Genomic DNA, 19398 nt, shown 5'->3' with positions numbered 1-19398 from the left:
GAGGGGATGGCCACGATGGATCTACGCACCGAGATCCGGGAGTTTCTCAGCTCGCGTCGCGCCCGCATCGCACCCGAGCAGGCGGGCCTGCCCGCTTACGGCGGCAACCGTCGGGTCAAAGGTCTGCGCCGCGAGGAGGTAGCGCTACTGGCGGGGGTATCGGTCGACTACTACGTGCGCATGGAGCGCGGCAGCCTCGCCGGTGCCTCCGATGGCGTGCTCGACGCGTTGGCCTCTGCCTTGCAACTCGACGAGGCCGAGCGCGACCACCTGTTCCATCTCGCGCGCCAATCCAGGGCGCCCAGCGGCCCACGCCGGCGTAGGCCTGCCGTGACGGTGCGCTCCACGCTGCAGCAGGTGCTCGACGCGATCTCCGATGCGCCGGCCTGGATCGGTAACGGCCGTTATGACGTGCTCGCCATGAATCAACTCGCTCGCGCGCTGTATTCACCGGTGCTGGCCGACCCGCGACGGCCCGCGAACACAGCGCGGTTCGTCTATCTAAACCCCGAGGCGGCCAGAGATTTCTTTGTCGACTACGACCAAATTACCGGTGACGCGGCCGCGAAGCTACGCATGGAAGCCGGCCGCAATCCGCACGACGAGGAGCTGATCGCCCTAGTCGGCGAACTGTCAACGTGCAGTGAGCTATTTCGGCAGCGGTGGGCATCTCAGGACGTGCGGCTGCACCGGTCCGGCCGCAAGCGTGTGCGCCATCCGATCGTGGGCCAGCTCGACTTGGACGTCGAGTCCCTGGAACTGCCCGCCGAACCCGGCCTGCACCTCAACGTCTACACCGCACCCGCGGGCACACCGACCGCTGACAATTTGGCGCTCCTGGCGTCGTGGGCGGCCACCCAACAGACGCTGGCGACCGAGCTCGAAGCACACAACGGATAGTCCAACCCCGAAGATGGCGCTGTGGCGGCGCGATGACGCCCGACTCCGTGTCGGTGACGGGCTGATCCATCACAGCGATGCCGGGCCAATACAACTCGAATGCGATTGCGGAAACTGCTGCGCTGGATGGAATTGCATCATCGATTAGCAGTAGGGGGATGCCTACGACAACGCGCTAGTGGCTCGTCACGCGGCCTTGGCCGGGTAATCGGTCCAGGTTCGGATCGGTGAATCAGCTGACTCGACACCTGCTATGAGGATCTTGATGTTGCCACCGACGGCTGGACCAACCCTCTGGCGTCGGCGTGGCCCAAGGTCACATCAGCCACATCGAAATGACCAGAGCAGCAGATGTGGAGGGAGGCCATACCTGTCCTGCATACGGCGAGAATCCGCCTCCAGCCGTAGTCATCACGGAGGCGCGGTCACAACCAACTCGGGCGCTCAGTCACACTGCTTGATCGCAACCACACCCAGGCCCTAGTGCCGCGGCAGACAGTGTTTGCGCGACGGGGCGAACACTGTCTGCCGAGGCGCTAGCGTCCGGCGTACTTGTCCGTCGCCGCCACCAGCGCCGTCGCCATGTCCGGCGCGCCCGCGTTGTGTCCCACGTCGTCCACCACGACCAACTCGCTTCCGGGCCAGGCGTGATGGAGCCGCCAGGTGATCCCGAGGAGGTTGCCGAGGTCGAGGCTGCCCTGGACGAGGGTGCCCGGGATGTCCTTCAGCAGGGGCGCGTCGCGCAGGACGACGCCCTCGTCGTTGCCCTCGCCCAGGAAGTGGTCGTTGCCGAAGTAGTGGGTGACGGTGCGGGCGAAGCCCATGCGGAACGCCGGGTCCTCGAACCGCGCGATCGACCTCGGCGGCGCGGGAGCCACCGCCGTTTCCCAGTCGGTCCAGGCCCGCGCCGCCCGCGCCCGCACCTCGGGGTCGGGCGACTCGATCAGCCAGTTGTAGGCGAGGGCGAGGTTGCCCTCGCGTTCCCCGACGGGCAGTTCGGCGAGGAACCTCTCGAAGGCCTCCGGGAAGATCTGCCCAAGTCCCCTGGTCAGCAAGGCCACTTCGGGGTTGGAGCCGGTCGCGATCCCGGTCAGCACCAGCTCGGAGACGCTCCCCGGATGCGTCTGCGCGTACCGCAGTCCCAGCACCGCCCCCCACGACGCGCCCCACACCAGCCAGCGCTCGATGCCCAGTTGCCGGCGCAGCAGCTCCAGGTCGGCCATGACGTGGGCGGTCGTGTTCACGCTCATGTCGGTGTCGTACGCGCTCGCGTGCGGTGTGGAACGCCCGCAGCCGCGCTGGTCGAGCAGCACGATCCGGTAGGCGGCGGGGTCGAAGAGGCGCCGGAAGTAGGGGGTGCAGCCGGAGCCCGGGCCGCCGTGCAGCACCAGCGCGGGCTTGCCGTGCGGGTTTCCGCAGGTCTCCCAGTGGACGCGGTTGCCGTCGCCGACGTCGAGCATGCCGTGGTCGTACGGTTCGATCTCCGGATAGCGCGCCATCGGGGCACCGTAGCGTCCTTGCCGCCGCCCGTGCTCCTCAATTTCGGACGGGCAGCCCCGCCGCCTCCCCCGCCGTACGCAGCACGTCCCGCAGCATCTCGGGGGTGAGCTTGCCGGTGAAGGTGTTGCGCTGGCTGACGTGGAAGCAGCCGAAGAGGTCGAGGCCGTCGAGCGCCACGCGCGCGCCGTGCGCGAAGACAGGCCGCGGCCGGGGCACCGTCCAGCCCGCCGCGGCGAACGCGGGCAGCGCGGCCTGCCAGCCGAAGGCGCCGAGCACGACGACCGCGCGCAGGGTGGGCCGCAGCAGCGTGAGCTCCTCGACGAGCCAGGGCCGGCAGGTGTCCCGCTCACCCGGGGTCGGCTTGTTCTCGGGCGGGGCGCAGTGCACGGGCGAAGTGATGCGGACGCCGTGCAGCTCCAGGCCGTCGTCGGCGGTGACGGAGGTCGGTTGGTTCGCCAGACCCACGTCGTACAGCGCCCGGTACAGCACGTCCCCGGAGCGGTCGCCGGTGAACATGCGGCCGGTGCGGTTGCCGCCGTGGGCGGCGGGGGCGAGGCCGACGATCAGCAGCGACGCGTCGGCGGGCCCGAAGCCGGGGACCGGCCGCGCCCAGTACGTCCAGTCCTGGAAGGCCGCCCGTTTGGTCCGCCCGACCTCCTCGCGCCACTCCACCAGCCGAGGACAGGCCGCGCATCCGGCGATGCGGGCGTCGAGATCGGCCAGGCTGTCCATGGCTCAACCGTATGGCCTCCGGATGCGCGGGCGCCGAACGGCAGGTCTGCCCATCCCGACGCATGCCGGAGTCATGGACGTGCACCCCCCTGTCGTCGTGCTTCCCCTGCAATCGGACGGCGGGCGGCGGACGGCGCGTGACGATCCACGCCGAGCCCGACGGCACCGCCTACAGCCTCTTCGACGTACTGGACTGCCTGCACGTGCGGGCCTGCCTGCCTGCCCGGGAGGACCTGGCCGTCGACGACCCTGAGCTGATCGAATGGCGCGGCGGCGGACCGTACGCGTGGAACGGCACAACGTAGCCGCCGGATGATCCCGAAGGCTGCCTCCCGGGGCGCCTGCCAAGGGGTCGCGGGCGCACACTGGGGACAGCAGGCCATGCGCGATGAGCCGAACCCGGAGGTGGGCCATGAGCACCCTCGTAGAACACGTCAATGTCGGAGTCCCGATTGACCAGGCCTGGGAGAGCCTCCACGAGGTGGAGAACTACTCGCGCTTCGTGGATGGAGTGCGCGGCGCCCGTATGGAGACGGAAGGGCGGGCGCATCTGGACGTCGAGGCCGGCGGCCGGGCCCGGGAATTCGAGGCCGAGGTCTCCGACCGCAGCGGGGAACGCGTGATGGAGTGGCAGACCATGGGCGCCCCCGAGCTGATGGGCTCCTTCTCCCTGCAGCCGATCGACCAGAGCCGCACCCGGATCCAGGCACGCCTCGAGTACGACCCCGACACTCTCAGGGACAGCTTCGGCGGTCCGAGAGGATTCGCCCAGGCGAGCACCATCGAGCGGGTCGTCCGCAACGATCTGCAGCACTTCAAGACGTACGTGGAACGAAGGCGGTGACACGAGCGGGAAGACCAGGCTCTGCGGACTCCCGGTCACGGTGGTGCACAGAGTCCACGGTCCGTGGCGGCTCGTCATCGCCGCTGGTCAGGGACGCGTTCCCGAGTACGTCGCCTCAGTCGTGGCCGGTGGGCATACGGCCGGTGCGGCTGCCGCCGTGGCCGCCGGGGAAGTGACGCCACCCAGGAGGCGCAGGGCCGCCTCAGCGGAGGAACCGGGTTCGGCGGTGCAGGCGACGGCGGTCGCCCTGAACACGGCCGTCGTACTGCTCGGCGTCCTCACCAGCGCACTCTTCCTGCGTGACCCCGGGCAAAGAATTCCGTCCGGTTCACCCGCATCAGGGGACTAAGGTCGAAGGCATGGCTTCCGAAGCTGACGAGGAGACGGGCGGCCCGGGCTCCGCCGAGGAAACGGCTCCCGAGGCCGCCGGGCCCAAGGCCGCCACCCCCGAGCCCGTCGACCCCAAGATCGTCGCCGCCATCGCCGCCGCGGAGGCCGCGGGCCCGGCGGACGGCGCGAACGTGCGGATCGACAGCTGGATCTGGGCCGTACGTCTGGCCAAGACCCGCTCGCTGGGCGCCGCCGCCTGCAAGGGCGGACATGTGCATGTGAACGGTGAGCGCGTGAAGCCCGCCTACTCCGTGCGGATCGGCGACGAGGTGCGCGTGCGGCAGGAGGGCTGGGAGCGGGTCGTCATCGTCAAGCGGCTGATCCGCAAGCGGGTCGGCGCCCCCGTGGCGGCCCAGTGCTACGTCGACAACTCACCGCCCCCGCCGCCCCGCCAGATCGTCGCCCCGGCCGGCATCCGCGACCGCGGCACAGGCCGCCCGACCAAGCGCGACCGCCGCGACATGGAACGCCTGCGGGGCCTGATGGGCGGCGATGGCGGTGGCGCTGCGGAACGTCCCGGCGGACGGTGACGCGGAGGGACGGCGACGACATACGGCGGTGGCGTCCGGCCCGGACCTCCCAGGTCCCGCCGGGCGCCACCGCCGTCGTGGCGGAGCATCGTATGCAGGGCGTCACGCCCGTCGTCGTACCAGCCGCAGCAGATCGGTGTTGGAACCGCGCCGGGCCCAGGCGATCAGGGCAAGCGGCAGGATGAGGATCAGCGGGGTCGCCGCGTTCTCGCCGTCGAAGACGGTGGTCTGGACGACGAACGCGCCCACCATGAGACCACTCAGCGCGACCGCCGCGACCGACTGCAGCACCGGGATCAACAGGGCCACGGCGCCAGCCAGTTCGAGGGCGCCGATGATGTACATGCCCGTGCTGCCCCAGCCGATCTTGTCGAAGGCGTCGACGGCGTACGAGTTCCCGATCAGCTTGGGCAGGGCGCTCGCGAGGCCGTAGAAAAGGGCGAGCAGTACCTGCACGGTGCGCAGGGCGATGCGGGCGCGGCGGCCGCGGGCGGCCGCGGACTCGGCGATGACGGGGGCGGATGCGACGGGGGCGGCGGTCTCGGACATCGGGTTCTCCTGTGGGAAGCGGTGCGTGCTGCTGTCACACGGGTAGACCGACCGTCGCCGCGGAACTCATCGCCGGCCGGCGGACTTTCGTGGACGCGCGGGCGACGTGGAGCACCGGGGCCCTGGAGTCCCAGAAGGCCTAGTGCCGCGACAGGCACTGGCACTGCCACTAGAGCGGGAACCACCCGTGCCCGATGTACCAGTGCCGGCCCGCCCGCAGGTGGTCACCGACCGCCCGCTCCACCGCGGTACGTCGGGGCAGGTTCTCGACCGGCAGCTCCGGGTCGCCGAACACGAACTGCACCGGTTCCTTGTCGGCCGTCTCCCGGTCCTCGCGGGCGACCCGGAAGCGATCCTGGAACCGCACGATGTTGGAGTCCGCGGGCAGATACTCCTTCAACTGCGGGTCCAGCAGCCAGGAGTGGCAGAGCGCGGCCCGGTACTTCTCCTCCGGGTAGTGCCGCGCGAAGAACTCCTCCGCCAGCGCCAGCGAGCGCTCGCACGCTGCCGGTGACAGCGGGCCGAAGTAGTCGGGGACATGGACGTTGAGGCAGGGAGTGCCGGGCGCCACGTCCAGGCCGGCCGCCGCGAGCACCCGCGACGTGCGCTGCCCGTGCCGCGCCCGCTCGAACTGCAGCCGCCCCAGCTGGTACAGCTCTCCCCGGAAGTGGTGGGTGAGCCACCACGGCGCCTGAAGGCCCGCCCGGCCGTACCGCCTGTGGTGCACGGCCATGTTCCGGCCGAGGTCGGCGAGGGTGCGCCGGGAGACGTCGTCGGGGATGCCCCGCGCGCGGTGGTACGCGCGCGTGTGCGGCAGCGCGGCCACGAACACGTACACGGGGAAGCAGCGCTGCAGCGGCCCCGACGCCCAGTCGAGCTGGGGCAGGTCGACCGGGCCGCCGATCTCCCCCATGCCCCGCACCAGCTCGTCGACCGACGCCTCGAGGAAGCGCCGCAGCTCGGGGTCGTCCGTCACGCGTCGGCCCATCCGTACGAGTTGGTTGATGTCCTCGTGCGGTACGGCGAGGTCGAGCAGTACCTCGGCCAGCTCATCGGCATCCGGCAGCACGCGGCGACCCCCTAGTCCCGTTCCCGTTGGTGAACGTCCGTCCCGAAGAGTACGTTGCCAACAGGAGCAATGATTGCGATGCGTACCGGCAGTGAGCCGACGACCGCGCGCAGTGCGCTGCGTGCGCGTTTCTGGCTGAGCGTGTGGGGGCTGGTCTGGGCGATCTTCGGTACGGCCGCGTTCGCCCTCGTGGGGCGCCCCGGGTGGGCGGCCGCCTGCGGGGTGCTGTGGCTGGTGATCACGGTCGACATGGCCGTCATCCTCAAGCACATCCGCGAGGGTCCGCACTACCAGCCTGGCCGCAACATTCCCCCGTACCGTCCGCCGGAGAGCCGGCCCCGTTGAGGGCCTGATCCGCCGGACAGGCGGCCCTGGCCGGCGCTCACGACTCGAACCGCGCCGCCTTCAGGTACTCCGGGTTGGGGTCCAGCGCGGCGGCCAGTCTGAAATGGCGTTTGGCCTGCTCGGCTTCGCCCCGGCGCTCAAAGGTCCGGGCGAGCGCGAAGTGCGCGAACGCGTTGTCCGGCTCGCGCTCCAGGACGATCGTGAACTCCAGCTCCGCGGGCCGCAGTTGGGCGGCGGCGAAGAAGGCACGCGCGCGCAGCAGCCGGGCGGCGGTGTTCTCCGGGTGCGCGGCGATGACTGAGTCGAGCAGCTTCACCGCGCCCCGCGGGTCCCGTGCGTTGAGCAGCTGCTCGGCGGCACGGAAGTCGATGACATGCGTCTCCGGAGTACGTCCGGTCGAACCGCTGATCTCGGGCACGGCAAAGTCCTTCCCTCACTGGAACGGTTCAACGCCCCGGAAGGGGGCCGCTATTCCTGGGACCGCTGGGACGAGGCGGTGCCCGCATGCGCTCTGCGGAGCAGGTCCGCCCAGACGTCCTTCACGCGGCGCTCCAGCTCTGCCAGTGGTACGTCGTTGTCGATCACGACGTCCGCGATCTCCCGGCGCTTGTCGCGGGTCGCCTGGGCGGCCATGCGCGCGCGGGCGTCCTCCTCGGTCATGCCGCGCAGCCGCACGAGCCGGTCGAGCTGGGTCTCGGAGCTCGCGTCGACGACGATCACGACGTCGTACAGGGGAGCCAGGCTGTTCTCGGCGAGGAGCGGCACGTCGTGCACCACGACGGCGTCCTGGGCGGCCGCTGCCTCCAGCTCGTGCGACCGCGCGCCCACCAGGGGGTGCACGATCGAGTTCAGGACGGCCAGCTTCTCCGGGTCGGCGAAGACGATCGACCCCAGTCTGGGCCGGTCCAGGCTGCCGTCGGCGGTGAGCACCTCGTCGCCGAAGGCCTCGACGACCGCCGCCAGCCCGGCCGTCCCCGGCGCGACGACCTCGCGCGCGATGCGGTCGGCGTCGATCAGCACGGCACCGCACTCGACGAGCAGTCGCGACACTTCACTCTTGCCGGCACCGATCCCGCCGGTCAGGCCCACCTTCAGCATGAGCCGAAGCTTAGGGCCTGGCACTGACAGCGGGCTCGGCGGCCGTCAGTTGTCGCCTTCGCGTTCCGCCAGGAAGCGCTCGAACTCGAGCCCGATCTCGTCCGCGGACGGGATGTCGACGGGCTCGGCGAGCATGTTGCCCCGGCTCTCGGCGCCGGCCGCGGCGTCGTACTGGTGCTCCAGGCCGGAGACGAGAGCGGTGAGCTCCTCGTCGCCCTCCTGGATCTGCCGGTCGATCTCCGTCTGTGTGCGGTGCGCGTCCGTGCGCAGGGAGTGCGCGATGCTGGGGAGCACCAGACCGGTGGCGGCCGTGATGGACTCCAGGACGGTCAGGGCAGCGTCGGGATACACGGACCGGGCGATGTAGTGCGGCACGTGCGCGGCGACGCCCAGCACGTCGAACCCGGCCTCCATGAGGCGGTACTCGACCAGGGACTCGGCGCTGCCGGGGACCTGCGCTTCGTCGAAGGGGCTGCGGTGGCCCGGGACGAGGTCGTTGCGGTTGCCGTGCGGGGTCAGGCCCACGGGGCGGGTGTGCGGGACGCCCATGGGGATGCCGTGGAAGTTCACGGACAGGCGGACGCCGAGCCGCTCCACGATCTGCTGGACGGCCGCGGAGAAGCGCTCCCACTCCACGTCCGGCTCGGGTCCGGACAGCAGCAGGAAGGGCGCTCCGGTGGCGTCCTGCACGAGCCGCACGTCGATCGTGGGCTCCTCGTACTCGGTCCACCGGTCACGCTTGAAGGTCAGCAGCGGGCGGCGGGCGCGGTAGTCCACAAGCCGGTCGTGGTCGAAGCGGGCGACGACCTGGTGGGGCTGCGAGTCGAGGAGCCGGTCGACGATCTGGTCGCCGGTCTCGCCCGCGTCTATGTATCCGTCGAAGTGGTAGAGCATGACAAGGCCGGCCGACTCCTGGGCGAGCGCCATGTCGACTGCAGCCAGGCCCTTCGGCTCCCATGCGTACAAACCCTGCGGATCAAGCACTGTGACCGCTCCTCCTCGTGTTCGTACAGCACAACGCGCCCCGGGACACGGGCATTCCCGCCCGTGCCCCTGATCAGGCGTCTCTTACGGGCTTTTCATGGCCTGCCGCGGTTTCCCCTGCCGCAGACCTACGAGGACAGCACGCGCGCGTGCAGCGAGGTGACCGCCCTGCGCGCGGAGGTGAACGCGCCGTGCTGCCAGGCGTCGGTGTAGCTGAGCCAATCGCCGGCGAACCAGACGCGTCCGGTCGGCTCGTTCAGCGGCTTGTAGCGGACGTCGTCGGGGCCGCCCGGGGTGTCGTGCCAGGCGGCCTCCAGGTGGGGCGTCTGGCGCCAGTGGTGGGAGAAGGAGGACGCGAGCTCGGTGCGGTACTTGTCGCCGTAGATCTTCACGCCGGCGGCCACCGCCCGCTCCTCCCGCCCCTTCGGGGTGAGCTTCGCGTACGAGTCCGCGTCGTCGTCATAGTTGTAATACCCGATGAGGACGCCTCGTTCACCATGGAAGCCGTACGAGGGGTGCCAGATGTGGGTGACGTCCTGATCCGTCTCGGTGATGCCGCCGTAGATGTGGTGGTCGAGCTCCCACCAGCGGGACCGGTATTCCAGGCCGATCTTGGCCGCGGAGGACGGAGTGATGGCCTCCAGCGCGGTCTGCACTCCGGAGCCGAGGTTGTGCGGGACCTTGGCGAGGATGTTGGGCGGCAGCGCGGCGACGCAGTAGTCGGCGTCGACGACCTTCGTGCGCCCGCCCTGGGTGTAGGTGACCGAGACGCCGCTCCCCTTGTCGGTGATCTTCGCGACGACCGCGCCGGTACGGATGCGGTGGGCGCCGATCGCGCGCGTGAGCGCCTTGGGTATCTGGTCCATGCCGCCGACGGGCTGGAACATCAACATGGCCTGGTCGAAGCCGAACTCGAAGGAGAAGTAGCGCCCGACCCCGCTGGCGAAGACCTCGGAGGCGGAGGGAACGTCCCCGAGCAGCACGCCCGGGGTGCCGGCGGCGGCCGGCACCGTCGTGTACCCGCGGCGCTCGCCGCCCTCGTACGTCAACTTGTCTCCGAGCTCGCCCCAGTCCTTGAGGAAGTCGACGAGCCGCTCCTGGTCGCTGGAGGTCAACTCCTTGTCGAGCGCACCCTTGTTGGTGGCCTTGGCGAGCAACTCCGAGACGTAGCCGTAGACATCGGCCTTCGCCGTCCGGTACCGCATGGGCTTGGTCATTCCGGCGGACTCGTTGTAGAGGTACGCGTCGGCGTTGACGTTGGTGAACACCTCGATGGGGACGCCGAGTTCACGGCAGTAGTCGAGGGTGACCATCCACTGCGGGATGCGGGCGGGCCCGCAGTTCATGTAGTGGCCGTCGGTGAAGCGGGCGGTCTGCGTGTTGCCGTACAGGTCGGTCGTCGTGTCGCCGCCGCGCACGGTGAAGTTGCGTCCGCCGGTGCGGCCTCTGGCCTCCAGGACCGTACAGTCGTAGCCGGCCTTGCCGAGTTCGTACGCGGTGGCGAGCCCCGCGATGCCGCCGCCGACGATGACGACCTTGGCGGCTCCGCGTCCGGTGAGGCTGAAGTCGCCTGCGTTGAGGGCCCGGAAGGGCTGTTCGCGCTGGGCGGCCTGCGCGGTGGGGGCGAGGCCCAGGGCCCCCATGGTGGCGAACATGGCGCCTGCACCGCTGGTGAGGCCTACGTTGCGAAGGAATGCGCGGCGGCTGCCGCCGGAGGTGTGCTGAGTGTGTGCCATCTGTCGGCTCCCCTTTTCCCGATCCCGAATGACCGGGGGAGCCTCCCAACGCCGCGTTACGGCCCATCAGTTACTCGTGTATCCCGCACGTTTCTGCAAGGGGTGACGTGAATGCCTTTGGGGGCGCGGGGCTGTATCGATGTGCGGCTCCGCCGCGTGGGCGCGACAAGCCCCCGCCGGCCCGCAGCCGAACGACAACCCTGCTTCTGGGCAACACTGAGGGCCCGCACCTCGAAAGGTACGGGCCCTCAAGCTCAACGGCTAAGCCTCAGCGGCAGCGTTCAGCTCTGACCACCGGCCAGCTTCTCGCGCAGGGCGGCAAGCGCCTCGTCCGAGGCCAGCGCGCCGGAGTTGTCCGGGCCCTCGGAGGAGTACGAACCACCGCCGCCGCCACCGGACGCGGCCGGAGCCGCACCCGCAGCGTCGCCGCCCTCGGCGGCAGCCGCAGCGTCCGCCTCGCGGGACTTGATGACCTGCTGCTGGTGCTGCTCGAAGCGGGTCTGCGCCTCGGCGTACTGGTTCTCCCACACCTCACGCTGGGACTCGTAGCCCTCGAGCCAGTCGTTGGTCTCGGGGTCGAAGCCCTCGGGGTAGATGTAGTTGCCCTGGTCGTCGTACGACGCGGCCATGCCGTACAGGGTCGGGTCGAACTCGACCGTCGCCGGGTCGGCACCGAAGGCCTCGTTGGCCTGCTTCAGCGAGAGGCTGATGCGACGGCGCTCGAGGTCGATGTCGATGACCTTGACGAAGATCTCGTCGTTGACCTGGACGACCTGCTCCGGGATCTCCACGTGGCGCTCGGCCAGCTCGGAGATGTGCACCAGACCCTCGATGCCCTCGTCCACGCGGACGAACGCACCGAACGGAACCAGCTTCGTGACCTTGCCGGGCACGACCTGGCCGATCTGGTGGGTGCGGGCGAACTGCTGCCACGGGTCTTCCTGGGTCGCCTTCAGCGACAGGGAGACACGCTCGCGGTCCATGTCGACGTCGAGGACCTCGACGGTGACTTCCTGGCCGACCTCGACAACCTCGGAGGGGTGGTCGATGTGCTTCCAGGACAGCTCGGAGACGTGGACCAGACCGTCGACGCCACCCAGGTCCACGAAGGCACCGAAGTTGACGATCGAGGAGACCACACCGGAGCGGACCTGACCCTTCTGGAGGGTCGTGAGGAACGTCTGGCGGACCTCGGACTGGGTCTGCTCCAGCCAGGCACGGCGGGACAGGACCACGTTGTTGCGGTTCTTGTCCAGCTCGATGATCTTGGCCTCGAGCTCCTTGCCCACGTAGGGCTGGAGGTCGCGAACGCGGCGCATCTCGACCAGGGAGGCCGGGAGGAAGCCACGGAGGCCGATGTCGAGGATGAGACCACCCTTGACGACCTCGATGACGGTACCGGTGACGATGCCGTCCTCTTCCTTGATCTTCTCGATGGTGCCCCAGGCGCGCTCGTACTGGGCGCGCTTCTTCGAGAGGATCAGGCGGCCTTCCTTGTCCTCCTTCTGGAGAACAAGGGCCTCGATCTCGTCGCCGACCTTGACGACCTCGTTGGGGTCGACGTCGTGCTTGATCGAGAGCTCTCGGCTCGGGATGACACCTTCGGTCTTGTAACCGATGTCGAGCAGGACCTCGTCCCGGTCGACCTTCACGATGACGCCGTCGACGATGTCGCCGTCGTTGAAGTACTTGATCGTCTCGTCGATCGCGGCGAGGAATGCTTCCTCGTTACCGATGTCGTTGACCGCAACCTGCGGGGTCGTTGCGGTGGTCTCGGTGCTGCTCGTCATGTGGGAAAGGGCTCCGGTACGGACATTGAAGTCGTAGGTACTGCTACGCCGGGAGCCCGTATCGCTCTGAAGAAGCCGGACAGCCAAGGAAGCGCCCCACCGGACAATGGTGATGGCGCCTCGACAACCGAGGGGACATACGACAGATGCGAGCGCAGCCTGCTACGTCTGAGGAGCGCAGGCCCGCAGCGCAACTTGTAGCATACGGGGGCAGCCGGGCAGGGTCAATGCGCGAAGGCGCACACCCGGGGCGGATCGCCGCATACCCGGCACAAGAACCGTCTCTGGAGGCCACGCAGGCCTGAGAGACCCCTTCTGTGACACCGCCAGTGGGTCGGTGGTGTCGTGAAGGTGACGGAAGAGTACGACGAGGGAGCCGATCATCCAAGAGGGCGAAGCGTTCGAGCCCGAGGCCACCCGGCGCGCGTCGGGCGCCGCGGAAAGTGCCCGGGCGAACCGGGGCTGGTGGGACCGGAACGCGGACGAGTACCAGGTCGAGCACGGCACGTTTCTCGGCGACGACAGGTTCGTGTGGAGTCCCGAGGGACTCGACGAGGTGGAGGCGGAGCTGCTCGGCCCGCCGGAGGAGCTGAAGGGAAGGGACGTCCTCGAGATCGGCGCGGGCGCGGCCCAGTGCGCGCGCTGGCTGGCCGCCCAGGGCGCCCGCCCGGTCGCCCTGGACATCTCGCACCGCCAGCTCCAGCACGCGCTGCGCATCGGCGCGTCGTTCCCTCTGGTGTGCGCCGACGCGGGCACGCTGCCCTTCGCGGACGGCTCCTTCGACCTGGCGTGTTCGGCCTACGGGGCGCTGCCCTTCGTCGCCGACCCGGTGCTGGTGCTGAGGGAGGTGCGCCGGGTGCTGCGTCCGGGCGGCCGCTTCGTCTTCTCGGTGACCCATCCGATCCGCTGGGCGTTCCCGGACGAGCCGGGCCCCGAGGGCCTGTCCGTCGCCTCCTCGTACTTCGACCGCACGCCCTATGTCGAGCAGGGCGAGGACGGCGGCGCGGTCTACGTCGAGCACCACAGGACGCTCGGCGACCGGGTGCGCGACGTGGTGGCCGGCGGTTTCCGCCTCGTCGACCTGGTCGAGCCGGAGTGGCCGGCCTGGAACACCTCGGAGTGGGGCGGCTGGTCACCACTGCGCGGGAACCTGATCCCCGGTACGGCGATCTTCGTGTGCGAGCGGGACTGATTCGCTTTTTCATCTTCATCCGCACGCGCGCGTACGCGGAGGAGCTCGCCCCGCACGCGCGCGTGCGGGGCGTTTTCGCGCACGCGCGCGTGCGGGGCGTTTTCGCGGACGTACGACACTAGGGGCGTGATCCGTTACGACGCCCTGGACGTGCTGCCCGTACGCGGTGCTCTGCCTGCCCTGACCGACGCGCTGGAGGGGCACGGCACCGCTGTCCTGGTGGCGCCGCCCGGTACGGGCAAGACGACGCTGGTGCCGCTGGCGCTGGCGGGGCTGCTCGGTGACGGGCCGGCACGGCGGGTGGTCGTGGCCGAGCCGCGGCGGATCGCGGCGCGGGCGGCGGCGCGGCGGATGGCGTGGCTGCTGGGCGAGAAGGTCGGCGAGAGCGTCGGGTACACCGTGCGCGGCGAGCGGGTCGTCGGGCGCCACGCGCGCGTGGAGGTCGTCACGACCGGTGTGCTGCTCCAGCGGCTGCAGCGCGACCAGGAGCTGGCCGGCGTCGACGTGGTGGTGCTCGACGAGTGCCACGAGCGGCACCTGGACGCGGACACCGCGGCGGCCTTCCTCTGGGACGTACGGGAGACGCTGCGGCCTCAGCTGCGGCTGGTGGCCGCGTCGGCGACGACCGACGCGCAGGGGTGGGCGCGGCTGCTGGGCGGGGCGCCGGTGGTGGAGGCGGACGGTGCCGCGCATCCGGTCGACGTCGTGTGGGCGCCGCCGGTACGGCCCGTGCGGCCGCCGCACGGCATGCGGGTCGATCCGGCGCTGCTCGCGCATGTGGCGTCGCTGGTGCGGCGGGCTCTGGCCGAGCGGGACGGGGACGTGCTGTGTTTTCTGCCGGGCGTGGGCGAGATCGCGCGCGTGGCGGGGCAGTTGGGGGATCTCGGCGGCATCGAGGTACTGCAGGTGCACGGGCGGGCTCCGGCCGCCGTGCAGGACGCGGTGCTGGCTCCCGGGCAGCGGCGCCGGGTGGTGCTGGCGACCTCGGTGGCCGAGTCGTCGCTGACCGTTCCGGGTGTCCGGGTGGTCGTCGACTCGGGGCTGGCGCGGGAGCCCCGCGTCGATCACGCGCGCGGGCTGAGCGCGCTGACGACGGTGCGGGCCTCGCAGGCGGCCGGACGGCAGCGGGCCGGGCGGGCCGGGCGTGAGGCGCCGGGTGCGGTGTACCGGTGCTGGGCGGAGGCCGAGGACGCGCGTCTGCCGCGCTTCCCGTCGCCGGAGATCAAGGTGGCCGACCTGACGGCGTTCGCCCTGCAGGCGGCGTGCTGGGGGGACCCGGAAGCGTCCGGGCTGGCCCTGCTGGATCCGCCGCCGGCCGGGGCGATGGCGGCGGCGAGAGGCGTACTGGTGGCCATCGGGGCGGTGGACTTGGCCGGCCGGGCCACGCAGCGGGGCGGTGCGCTGGCTCGGCTGGGCGTGCATCCGCGGCTGGGGCGGGCGTTGCTGGACACTTCCGGTGCCGGGGCCGAGGCAGTCGCGCTGCTGAGCGAGGAGGCGCCGAGGGAGTACGGGGACGACCTGGCGGCCGCCCTGCGCACTGCTCGGCGTGGAGGTGACGCCTATGCGGCGCGATGGCGTGCGGAGGTACGGCGGCTACGGGCGAACGGCGAGAACTCATCGGCGCACAGCGCGGACGACCGCACCGCGGGACTCGTCGCCGCCCTCGCCTTCCCCGAGCGGGTCGCCAGGGCCGACGGCGGCTCGTACCTCATGGCCTCCGGCACCCGCGCCGAGCTCCGCGACGGCAGCCCGCTGCGCGGTGCCCCGTGGATCGCCGTGGCCGTCGCGGATCGTCCCGTCGGCAAGGGGCACGCGCGCGTGCAGCTGGCCGCCGTGGTCGACGAGGACACGGCCCGGTCGGCGGCGGCGTCTTTGTACTCCGAGGCCCAGGAGGTCCACTGGGCCGACGGCGACGTCGTGGCGCGGCAGGTGGAACGGCTGGGCGCGATCGAGCTGGCGGTGCGGCCCTTGAGGGACGCCGACCCCGTACTCGTACGCGATGCGCTTCTCGAAGGGCTGCGGCAGGAAGGGTTCGGGCTGCTGCGGTGGACGCCCGACGCCGGCGTACTGCGTCAGCGGCTCGCGTTCCTGCGCCTGCACCTCGGGGAGCCGTGGCCCGAGGTATCCGACGATGCGCTCCACGCGCGCGTGGACGAGTGGCTGGAGCCCGAGCTGAGCCGGGCCCGGCGGCGCGCTGACCTCGCGCGGATCGACGCCGGGCAGGCGCTCGGCAGGCTGCTGCCGTGGGCGTCCGGGGAGGCCGCGCGGCTCGACGAACTCGCGCCGGAACGGATCGCCGTACCGAGTGGGTCCAGGATTCGCATCGACTACGGCAACCCCGAACAGCCCGTGCTCGCCGTGAAGTTGCAGGAAATGTTCGGGCTGCACGAGTCGCCCGCCGTCGCGGGCGTGCCGCTGCTCGTGCATCTCCTCTCCCCCGCCGGCCGCCCGGCCGCCGTCACCGCCGACCTCGCCTCCTTCTGGAAGGACGGCTACAAGGGCGTACGGGCGGAGCTGCGCGGCCGGTATCCGAAGCATCCGTGGCCCGAGGATCCCGCCACCGCCGAACCGACGCGCTACACCAACCAACGGCTCAGGCGGTGACCGGTTCCGGCGTGGCGGATTCGGCCGGTTCCGGGTCGCCGGGGCGGCGGCTGCGCGCCTCCAGGTAGAGGGAGAGCGACAGCAGGAGCGCGCCGAGGATCAGGAAGCCCCAGGGCAGATACGACGTCATCAGCAGGACCAGGGTGCGGTTGGACTTGACCAGGGCGACCGTGTGCTTGATGTAGTCCTCGCGCATCTTCACGTGACCGGCGAAGGCCGTGACCTTGTCGCGGCCGCCGAGCAGGGTGCCGCCGCGGAGCTCCTCCTTGTGGATCTCCTCGCCGTAGACGGGCGCGCCGGTGACCGGCTCGACCCAGAACTTGCGGACCGTGGTGTACCAGATGCTCGTCCCCGTCTTGGCGAGCGACTCCTGGGTGACGCCCTTGACCGGCATGGTCTTCGGGAAGTGGACCTTGGTCCAGGGGATGGTCTGCTCGAAGTAGTAGACCTCGAGGCCGCGGAAGTTCTGGGTGCCCTTGTAGTGGATGGGGTTGGTGGTGCGGGTCTGCGCGTCGAAGTACTCGTAGTCCCGTTTCTGCGTCAGGAACGGCCACTTGAACTCGATGCCGGTCCGCTTCACCGCGTCCCCGTCGACCATCTCGCCGGTGGCGTGGACCGGGGCCTGGCTGTGTGCGTCGAAGATGTAGCGCTCGGGGATCTTGGAGACCATCTTGCCGTCGGGGCCCTGGACATAGGACAGGCCGTCCCAGACGACGACGTCCCGGCCGGCCGTCTTGTCGATCTTCTTCGCGGCCTCGACGTTGCCCTTGAGGGTCTGCACGATGGTGACCTTGGAGACCTTCCGCGCCTTCATCGTGCCGTAGTCGAGGAGGGTCGCGCCCTTCGCCTCCAGGACCATGTCCTGGTACTGGTTGGCGGGGATCTTTGCCAGGCGCGGGAAGGCGTAGTAGCGCAGCAGCGGGGACAGCGCCGCGAAGAACACGGCGAAGGCGAGCAGGACCAGACTGGCCTTGCGGCGCATCTCGGCCTCCCTCCCGGGCGGTTACGGGTGTGCGGGCACCGTCGTCAGCATCGGCTTCGGGGACGTCTTGCCGGTGGGACTGCCCATGGCCGTGATGGTGAAGACCAGCGCGAGCGCGAGGGCGAGACCGGTCGCGGCGGCGATCAGGGCGCGCATGCCTGCCTCCCGACGGACTGGAACTGATACATCGTCAGGTCCGGCACCGTAGCAACGGGTGGGCGAGATGAGAACACGTTGCACACACACGAGGGCGCCCCTGCCGCCGAAGCGGAAGGGGCGCCCGATCGTGAGGTGTTACGCGGAGGGGCTCGCCGATGGGCTGGGGGACGGGCTCGCCGAGGTGTCGGCGGCGGCCACGGTCAGCGGGACGTTGATCGCCGCGCCGCCCGCAGTGGTGACACGGAGCATGAAGGTGCCGGTGTTGTCGTCGGAGTACAGCTTCGGCAGCTCCAGCAGGCCCTTCGCATCCGTCGTGAGGCCCGTCAGGGTGCGGACGGTCTTGCCGTCGGCGTCCTTGAAGTACGGGCCCTTGTCGTCCTCGGTCGGGTCGAGCGCCGACTTGATCAGCATGGCGGTGACCGCGACCTTGTCGGCGACGGCGCCCTTGTAGGTGGCCTTCACCTCGACCTGGTCGGCGAACGTGCCGCCCGGAGTGCAGGTCAGCGCGGTGTCGCTGGTGCGGACGAGGGTGTCGGCGACGCGCTCGGTGACGGTGGCCTTGTAGTCGAGGCCGGTGACCGAGCGGCCCACGACGGTGGCGCGGACGGTCAGGTCGCCGGTCTTCTCGCCCGCCTGCAGGGTGGGGGCGACGGCCACGCCGGAGCTGTTGGTGGTGACCGTGGCGACGCTCTCACCGCCGGTGAAGGTGGTGTCGGTGTCGCCGACGATGGTGAAGCGGACCCTGACCTTGCCGACGGCCTTGCCGGCCTTGGTCTCGGCCTTGGTGCTGATCTTCTTGGCGAAGGCGTCGCCGGCCATCGCGGTGAGCTTCGCGGTGCCCGCGTCCTCCAGGTGGTCCACCGTGTCGGTGGGGGTGGGGGACGGGCTGCCCGGCGTGGTCGGGTCGCTCGGCGTGGTCGGACTGGTGCTGCCGCCCGGCTTGGTGGGGCTCGGGCTCGGGCTCGACTTGTCCGGTTCCGAGGGAGACGGAGAGGTGCTGGCCCCGGTCGAGTCGTCGCTGCGGCCCGAGGGGATGGAGCCGGTGCCGTCCGGGATCTCGTGGGTGCCCTTGCGGTAGTACTCCAGCCACGACAGGACGAGGTTCAGGTAGTCCTGCGAGTTGTTGTAGCTGAGGATCGCGCGGTTGAGGTCCGCGTGGGCGGACAGGTCCCAGTCGTTGCGGCACAGGTAGTGGCCGGCGGCGAGGGCGGCGTCGTAGACGTTGTTGGGGTCCTTCACACCGTCGCCGTTGCCGTCGCGGCCCGCCCACGCCCAGGTGGACGGGATGAACTGCATGGGACCGACGGCCTGGTCGTAATGGCTGTTGCCGTCGTACTGGCCGTTGTCGGTGTCCTTGATCAGCGCGAAGCCGTTGCCGTCGAGCTGCGGGCCGAGGATCGGGGTGATCGTGGTGCCGTCGGCGTTGACGTTGCCGCCGCGGGCCTGGCCCGACTCCACCTTGCCGATCGCGGCGAGCAGTTGCCAGGGCAGGTTGCAGCCGGGCTTGGAGCCGCGCAGCTCGGCCTCGGCCTTCTTGTAGGCGTCGAGGACGGTCGCGGGGATGCCGGACTCGGAGTCGCCCGTGGAGACCGGAGTGCCTATGGTCGGCGAGGGGCTCGGGCTGTTGAGCGGCGGCAGGTCCGTGTAGTACGGCGAGTTGCCGGTCGCGGCGCCGTCGCCGGCGGTCGCATCGGGTGAGGGCTGCGCGTCCGAGGCGGTCCGTCTGCCGTGGTCGTCGACCGAGACTCCCGGAGCCTGGGACGCGGACAGGGCTGCGACCGCGGCCGCGGCCACGGCGGTGGTTGCCGCCCCCTTGGCCAGCCTCCTGCCGAATTGCGCCGCCATAGAGTGAACCCCTCCCGTGGACGCGCGAGCGTCCCTCTTCGTCTGCCGAGCGTGCGTGCTCGCCCCTGTTGGGACGAGCGACCCGGCGTGCGGGTTGCCCTCGTACTGCTGTCGAGTTGTTCCGTTCGCCTGTTCGACCGTGCCACCCG

Annotated in this window: 18 protein-coding genes and 1 pseudogene; 7 read left to right on the top strand and 12 right to left on the bottom strand. The window is 70.4% G+C overall.

Features of this window, described 5'->3' with window-relative positions; translation table 11 throughout:
* Positions 1–6: 6 nt before the first annotated feature.
* Positions 7–900, top strand: a complete 894-nt coding sequence (locus OG303_RS36475; protein ID WP_405873869.1) for a helix-turn-helix transcriptional regulator — start codon at positions 7–9, stop codon at positions 898–900.
* A 536-nt stretch (positions 901–1436) separates the two neighbouring features.
* Here the strand turns inward: OG303_RS36475 and pip are convergent.
* Positions 1437–2399 carry a prolyl aminopeptidase gene (gene pip, locus OG303_RS36470; protein WP_405873867.1) on the bottom strand — a complete coding sequence of 321 codons (963 nt, stop codon included), beginning with the start codon at positions 2397–2399 and terminating at the stop codon, positions 1437–1439.
* A 37-nt stretch (positions 2400–2436) separates the two neighbouring features.
* On the bottom strand, positions 2437–3132 hold the full coding sequence (locus OG303_RS36465; RefSeq protein WP_405873866.1) for a uracil-DNA glycosylase: 696 nt from the start codon (positions 3130–3132) through the stop codon (positions 2437–2439).
* A 137-nt stretch (positions 3133–3269) separates the two neighbouring features.
* On the opposite strand from OG303_RS36465, the gene OG303_RS36460 reads away from it, so the two are divergent.
* The 3 genes from OG303_RS36460 (at position 3270) to OG303_RS36450 (ending at position 4896) form a co-directional block, all read left to right on the top strand.
* The gene (locus OG303_RS36460; RefSeq protein ID WP_405873864.1) at positions 3270–3437 is read left to right on the top strand and encodes a hypothetical protein; all 168 of its coding nucleotides are present in this window, start codon (positions 3270–3272) and stop codon (positions 3435–3437) included.
* A 107-nt stretch (positions 3438–3544) separates the two neighbouring features.
* Positions 3545–3976, top strand: coding sequence for an SRPBCC family protein (locus OG303_RS36455; protein ID WP_405873862.1), 432 nt, complete (start codon positions 3545–3547; stop codon positions 3974–3976).
* 359 nt (positions 3977–4335) lie between these two features.
* On the top strand, positions 4336–4896 hold the full coding sequence (locus OG303_RS36450; protein WP_405873860.1) for an RNA-binding S4 domain-containing protein: 561 nt from the start codon (positions 4336–4338) through the stop codon (positions 4894–4896).
* A 102-nt stretch (positions 4897–4998) separates the two neighbouring features.
* Here the strand turns inward: OG303_RS36450 and OG303_RS36445 are convergent, their stop codons facing one another.
* Together OG303_RS36445 and OG303_RS36440 are read right to left on the bottom strand one after the other, a co-directional pair.
* On the bottom strand, positions 4999–5445 hold the full coding sequence (locus OG303_RS36445; RefSeq protein WP_405873858.1) for a DoxX family protein: 447 nt from the start codon (positions 5443–5445) through the stop codon (positions 4999–5001).
* A gap of 169 nt (positions 5446–5614) precedes the next feature.
* Positions 5615–6514, bottom strand: a complete 900-nt coding sequence (locus OG303_RS36440) for an acyltransferase domain-containing protein (protein WP_405873856.1) — start codon at positions 6512–6514, stop codon at positions 5615–5617.
* A 69-nt stretch (positions 6515–6583) separates the two neighbouring features.
* On the opposite strand from OG303_RS36440, the gene OG303_RS36435 reads away from it, so the two are divergent.
* A complete protein-coding gene (locus OG303_RS36435; RefSeq protein ID WP_405873855.1) occupies positions 6584–6859 on the top strand; it encodes a DUF6343 family protein in 276 nt (91 codons plus the stop codon).
* Between the two features lie 37 nt (positions 6860–6896).
* On the opposite strand, the gene OG303_RS36430 is transcribed toward OG303_RS36435, so the two are convergent.
* From OG303_RS36430 to rpsA, 5 genes are all read right to left on the bottom strand, one after another.
* Positions 6897–7277, bottom strand: coding sequence for a tetratricopeptide repeat protein (locus tag OG303_RS36430; RefSeq protein ID WP_405873854.1), 381 nt, complete (start codon positions 7275–7277; stop codon positions 6897–6899).
* 50 nt (positions 7278–7327) lie between these two features.
* Positions 7328–7957, bottom strand: a complete 630-nt coding sequence (gene coaE / locus OG303_RS36425; RefSeq protein WP_405873852.1) for a dephospho-CoA kinase — start codon at positions 7955–7957, stop codon at positions 7328–7330.
* 45 nt (positions 7958–8002) lie between these two features.
* A complete protein-coding gene (locus tag OG303_RS36420; RefSeq protein WP_405873851.1) occupies positions 8003–8941 on the bottom strand; it encodes a PAC2 family protein in 939 nt (312 codons plus the stop codon).
* Positions 8942–9069: 128 nt separating this feature from the next.
* Positions 9070–10596: a flavin monoamine oxidase family protein gene (locus tag OG303_RS36415; RefSeq protein ID WP_405877666.1), complete on the bottom strand. Its 1527-nt coding sequence runs from the start codon at positions 10594–10596 to the stop codon at positions 9070–9072.
* Between the two features lie 362 nt (positions 10597–10958).
* Positions 10959–12467 (bottom strand): 30S ribosomal protein S1, encoded by a 1509-nt coding sequence (gene rpsA / locus OG303_RS36410; protein WP_405873850.1) that lies wholly within the window; start codon positions 12465–12467, stop codon positions 10959–10961.
* A 317-nt stretch (positions 12468–12784) separates the two neighbouring features.
* On the opposite strand from rpsA, the pseudogene OG303_RS36405 reads away from it, so the two are divergent.
* Together OG303_RS36405 and hrpB are read left to right on the top strand one after the other, a co-directional pair.
* Positions 12785–13659: pseudogene (locus OG303_RS36405) on the top strand (class I SAM-dependent methyltransferase).
* Between the two features lie 126 nt (positions 13660–13785).
* Positions 13786–16263, top strand: coding sequence for an ATP-dependent helicase HrpB (gene hrpB / locus OG303_RS36400; protein WP_405873848.1), 2478 nt, complete (start codon positions 13786–13788; stop codon positions 16261–16263).
* On the opposite strand, the gene OG303_RS36395 is transcribed toward hrpB, so the two are convergent.
* From OG303_RS36395 to OG303_RS36385, 3 genes are all read right to left on the bottom strand, one after another.
* Positions 16253–17245, bottom strand: a complete 993-nt coding sequence (locus tag OG303_RS36395; RefSeq protein WP_405873847.1) for a DUF3068 domain-containing protein — start codon at positions 17243–17245, stop codon at positions 16253–16255. The two genes, hrpB and OG303_RS36395, sit on opposite strands and share 11 nt — an antisense overlap.
* 21 nt (positions 17246–17266) lie before the next feature.
* On the bottom strand, positions 17267–17401 hold the full coding sequence (locus OG303_RS36390) for an SPW_0924 family protein (RefSeq protein WP_405873846.1): 135 nt from the start codon (positions 17399–17401) through the stop codon (positions 17267–17269).
* 138 nt (positions 17402–17539) lie between these two features.
* The gene (locus OG303_RS36385; protein WP_405873845.1) at positions 17540–19249 is read right to left on the bottom strand and encodes a lytic murein transglycosylase; all 1710 of its coding nucleotides are present in this window, start codon (positions 19247–19249) and stop codon (positions 17540–17542) included.
* Positions 19250–19398: the final 149 nt, after the last annotated feature.

This window comes from Streptomyces sp. NBC_00005 (assembly GCF_045160215.1).
Taxonomy (GTDB): Bacteria; Actinomycetota; Actinomycetes; order Streptomycetales; family Streptomycetaceae; genus Streptomyces.
Note: the sequence above shows the minus strand (reverse complement) of the source record. Positions and strands in the feature narration are given on the sequence as shown.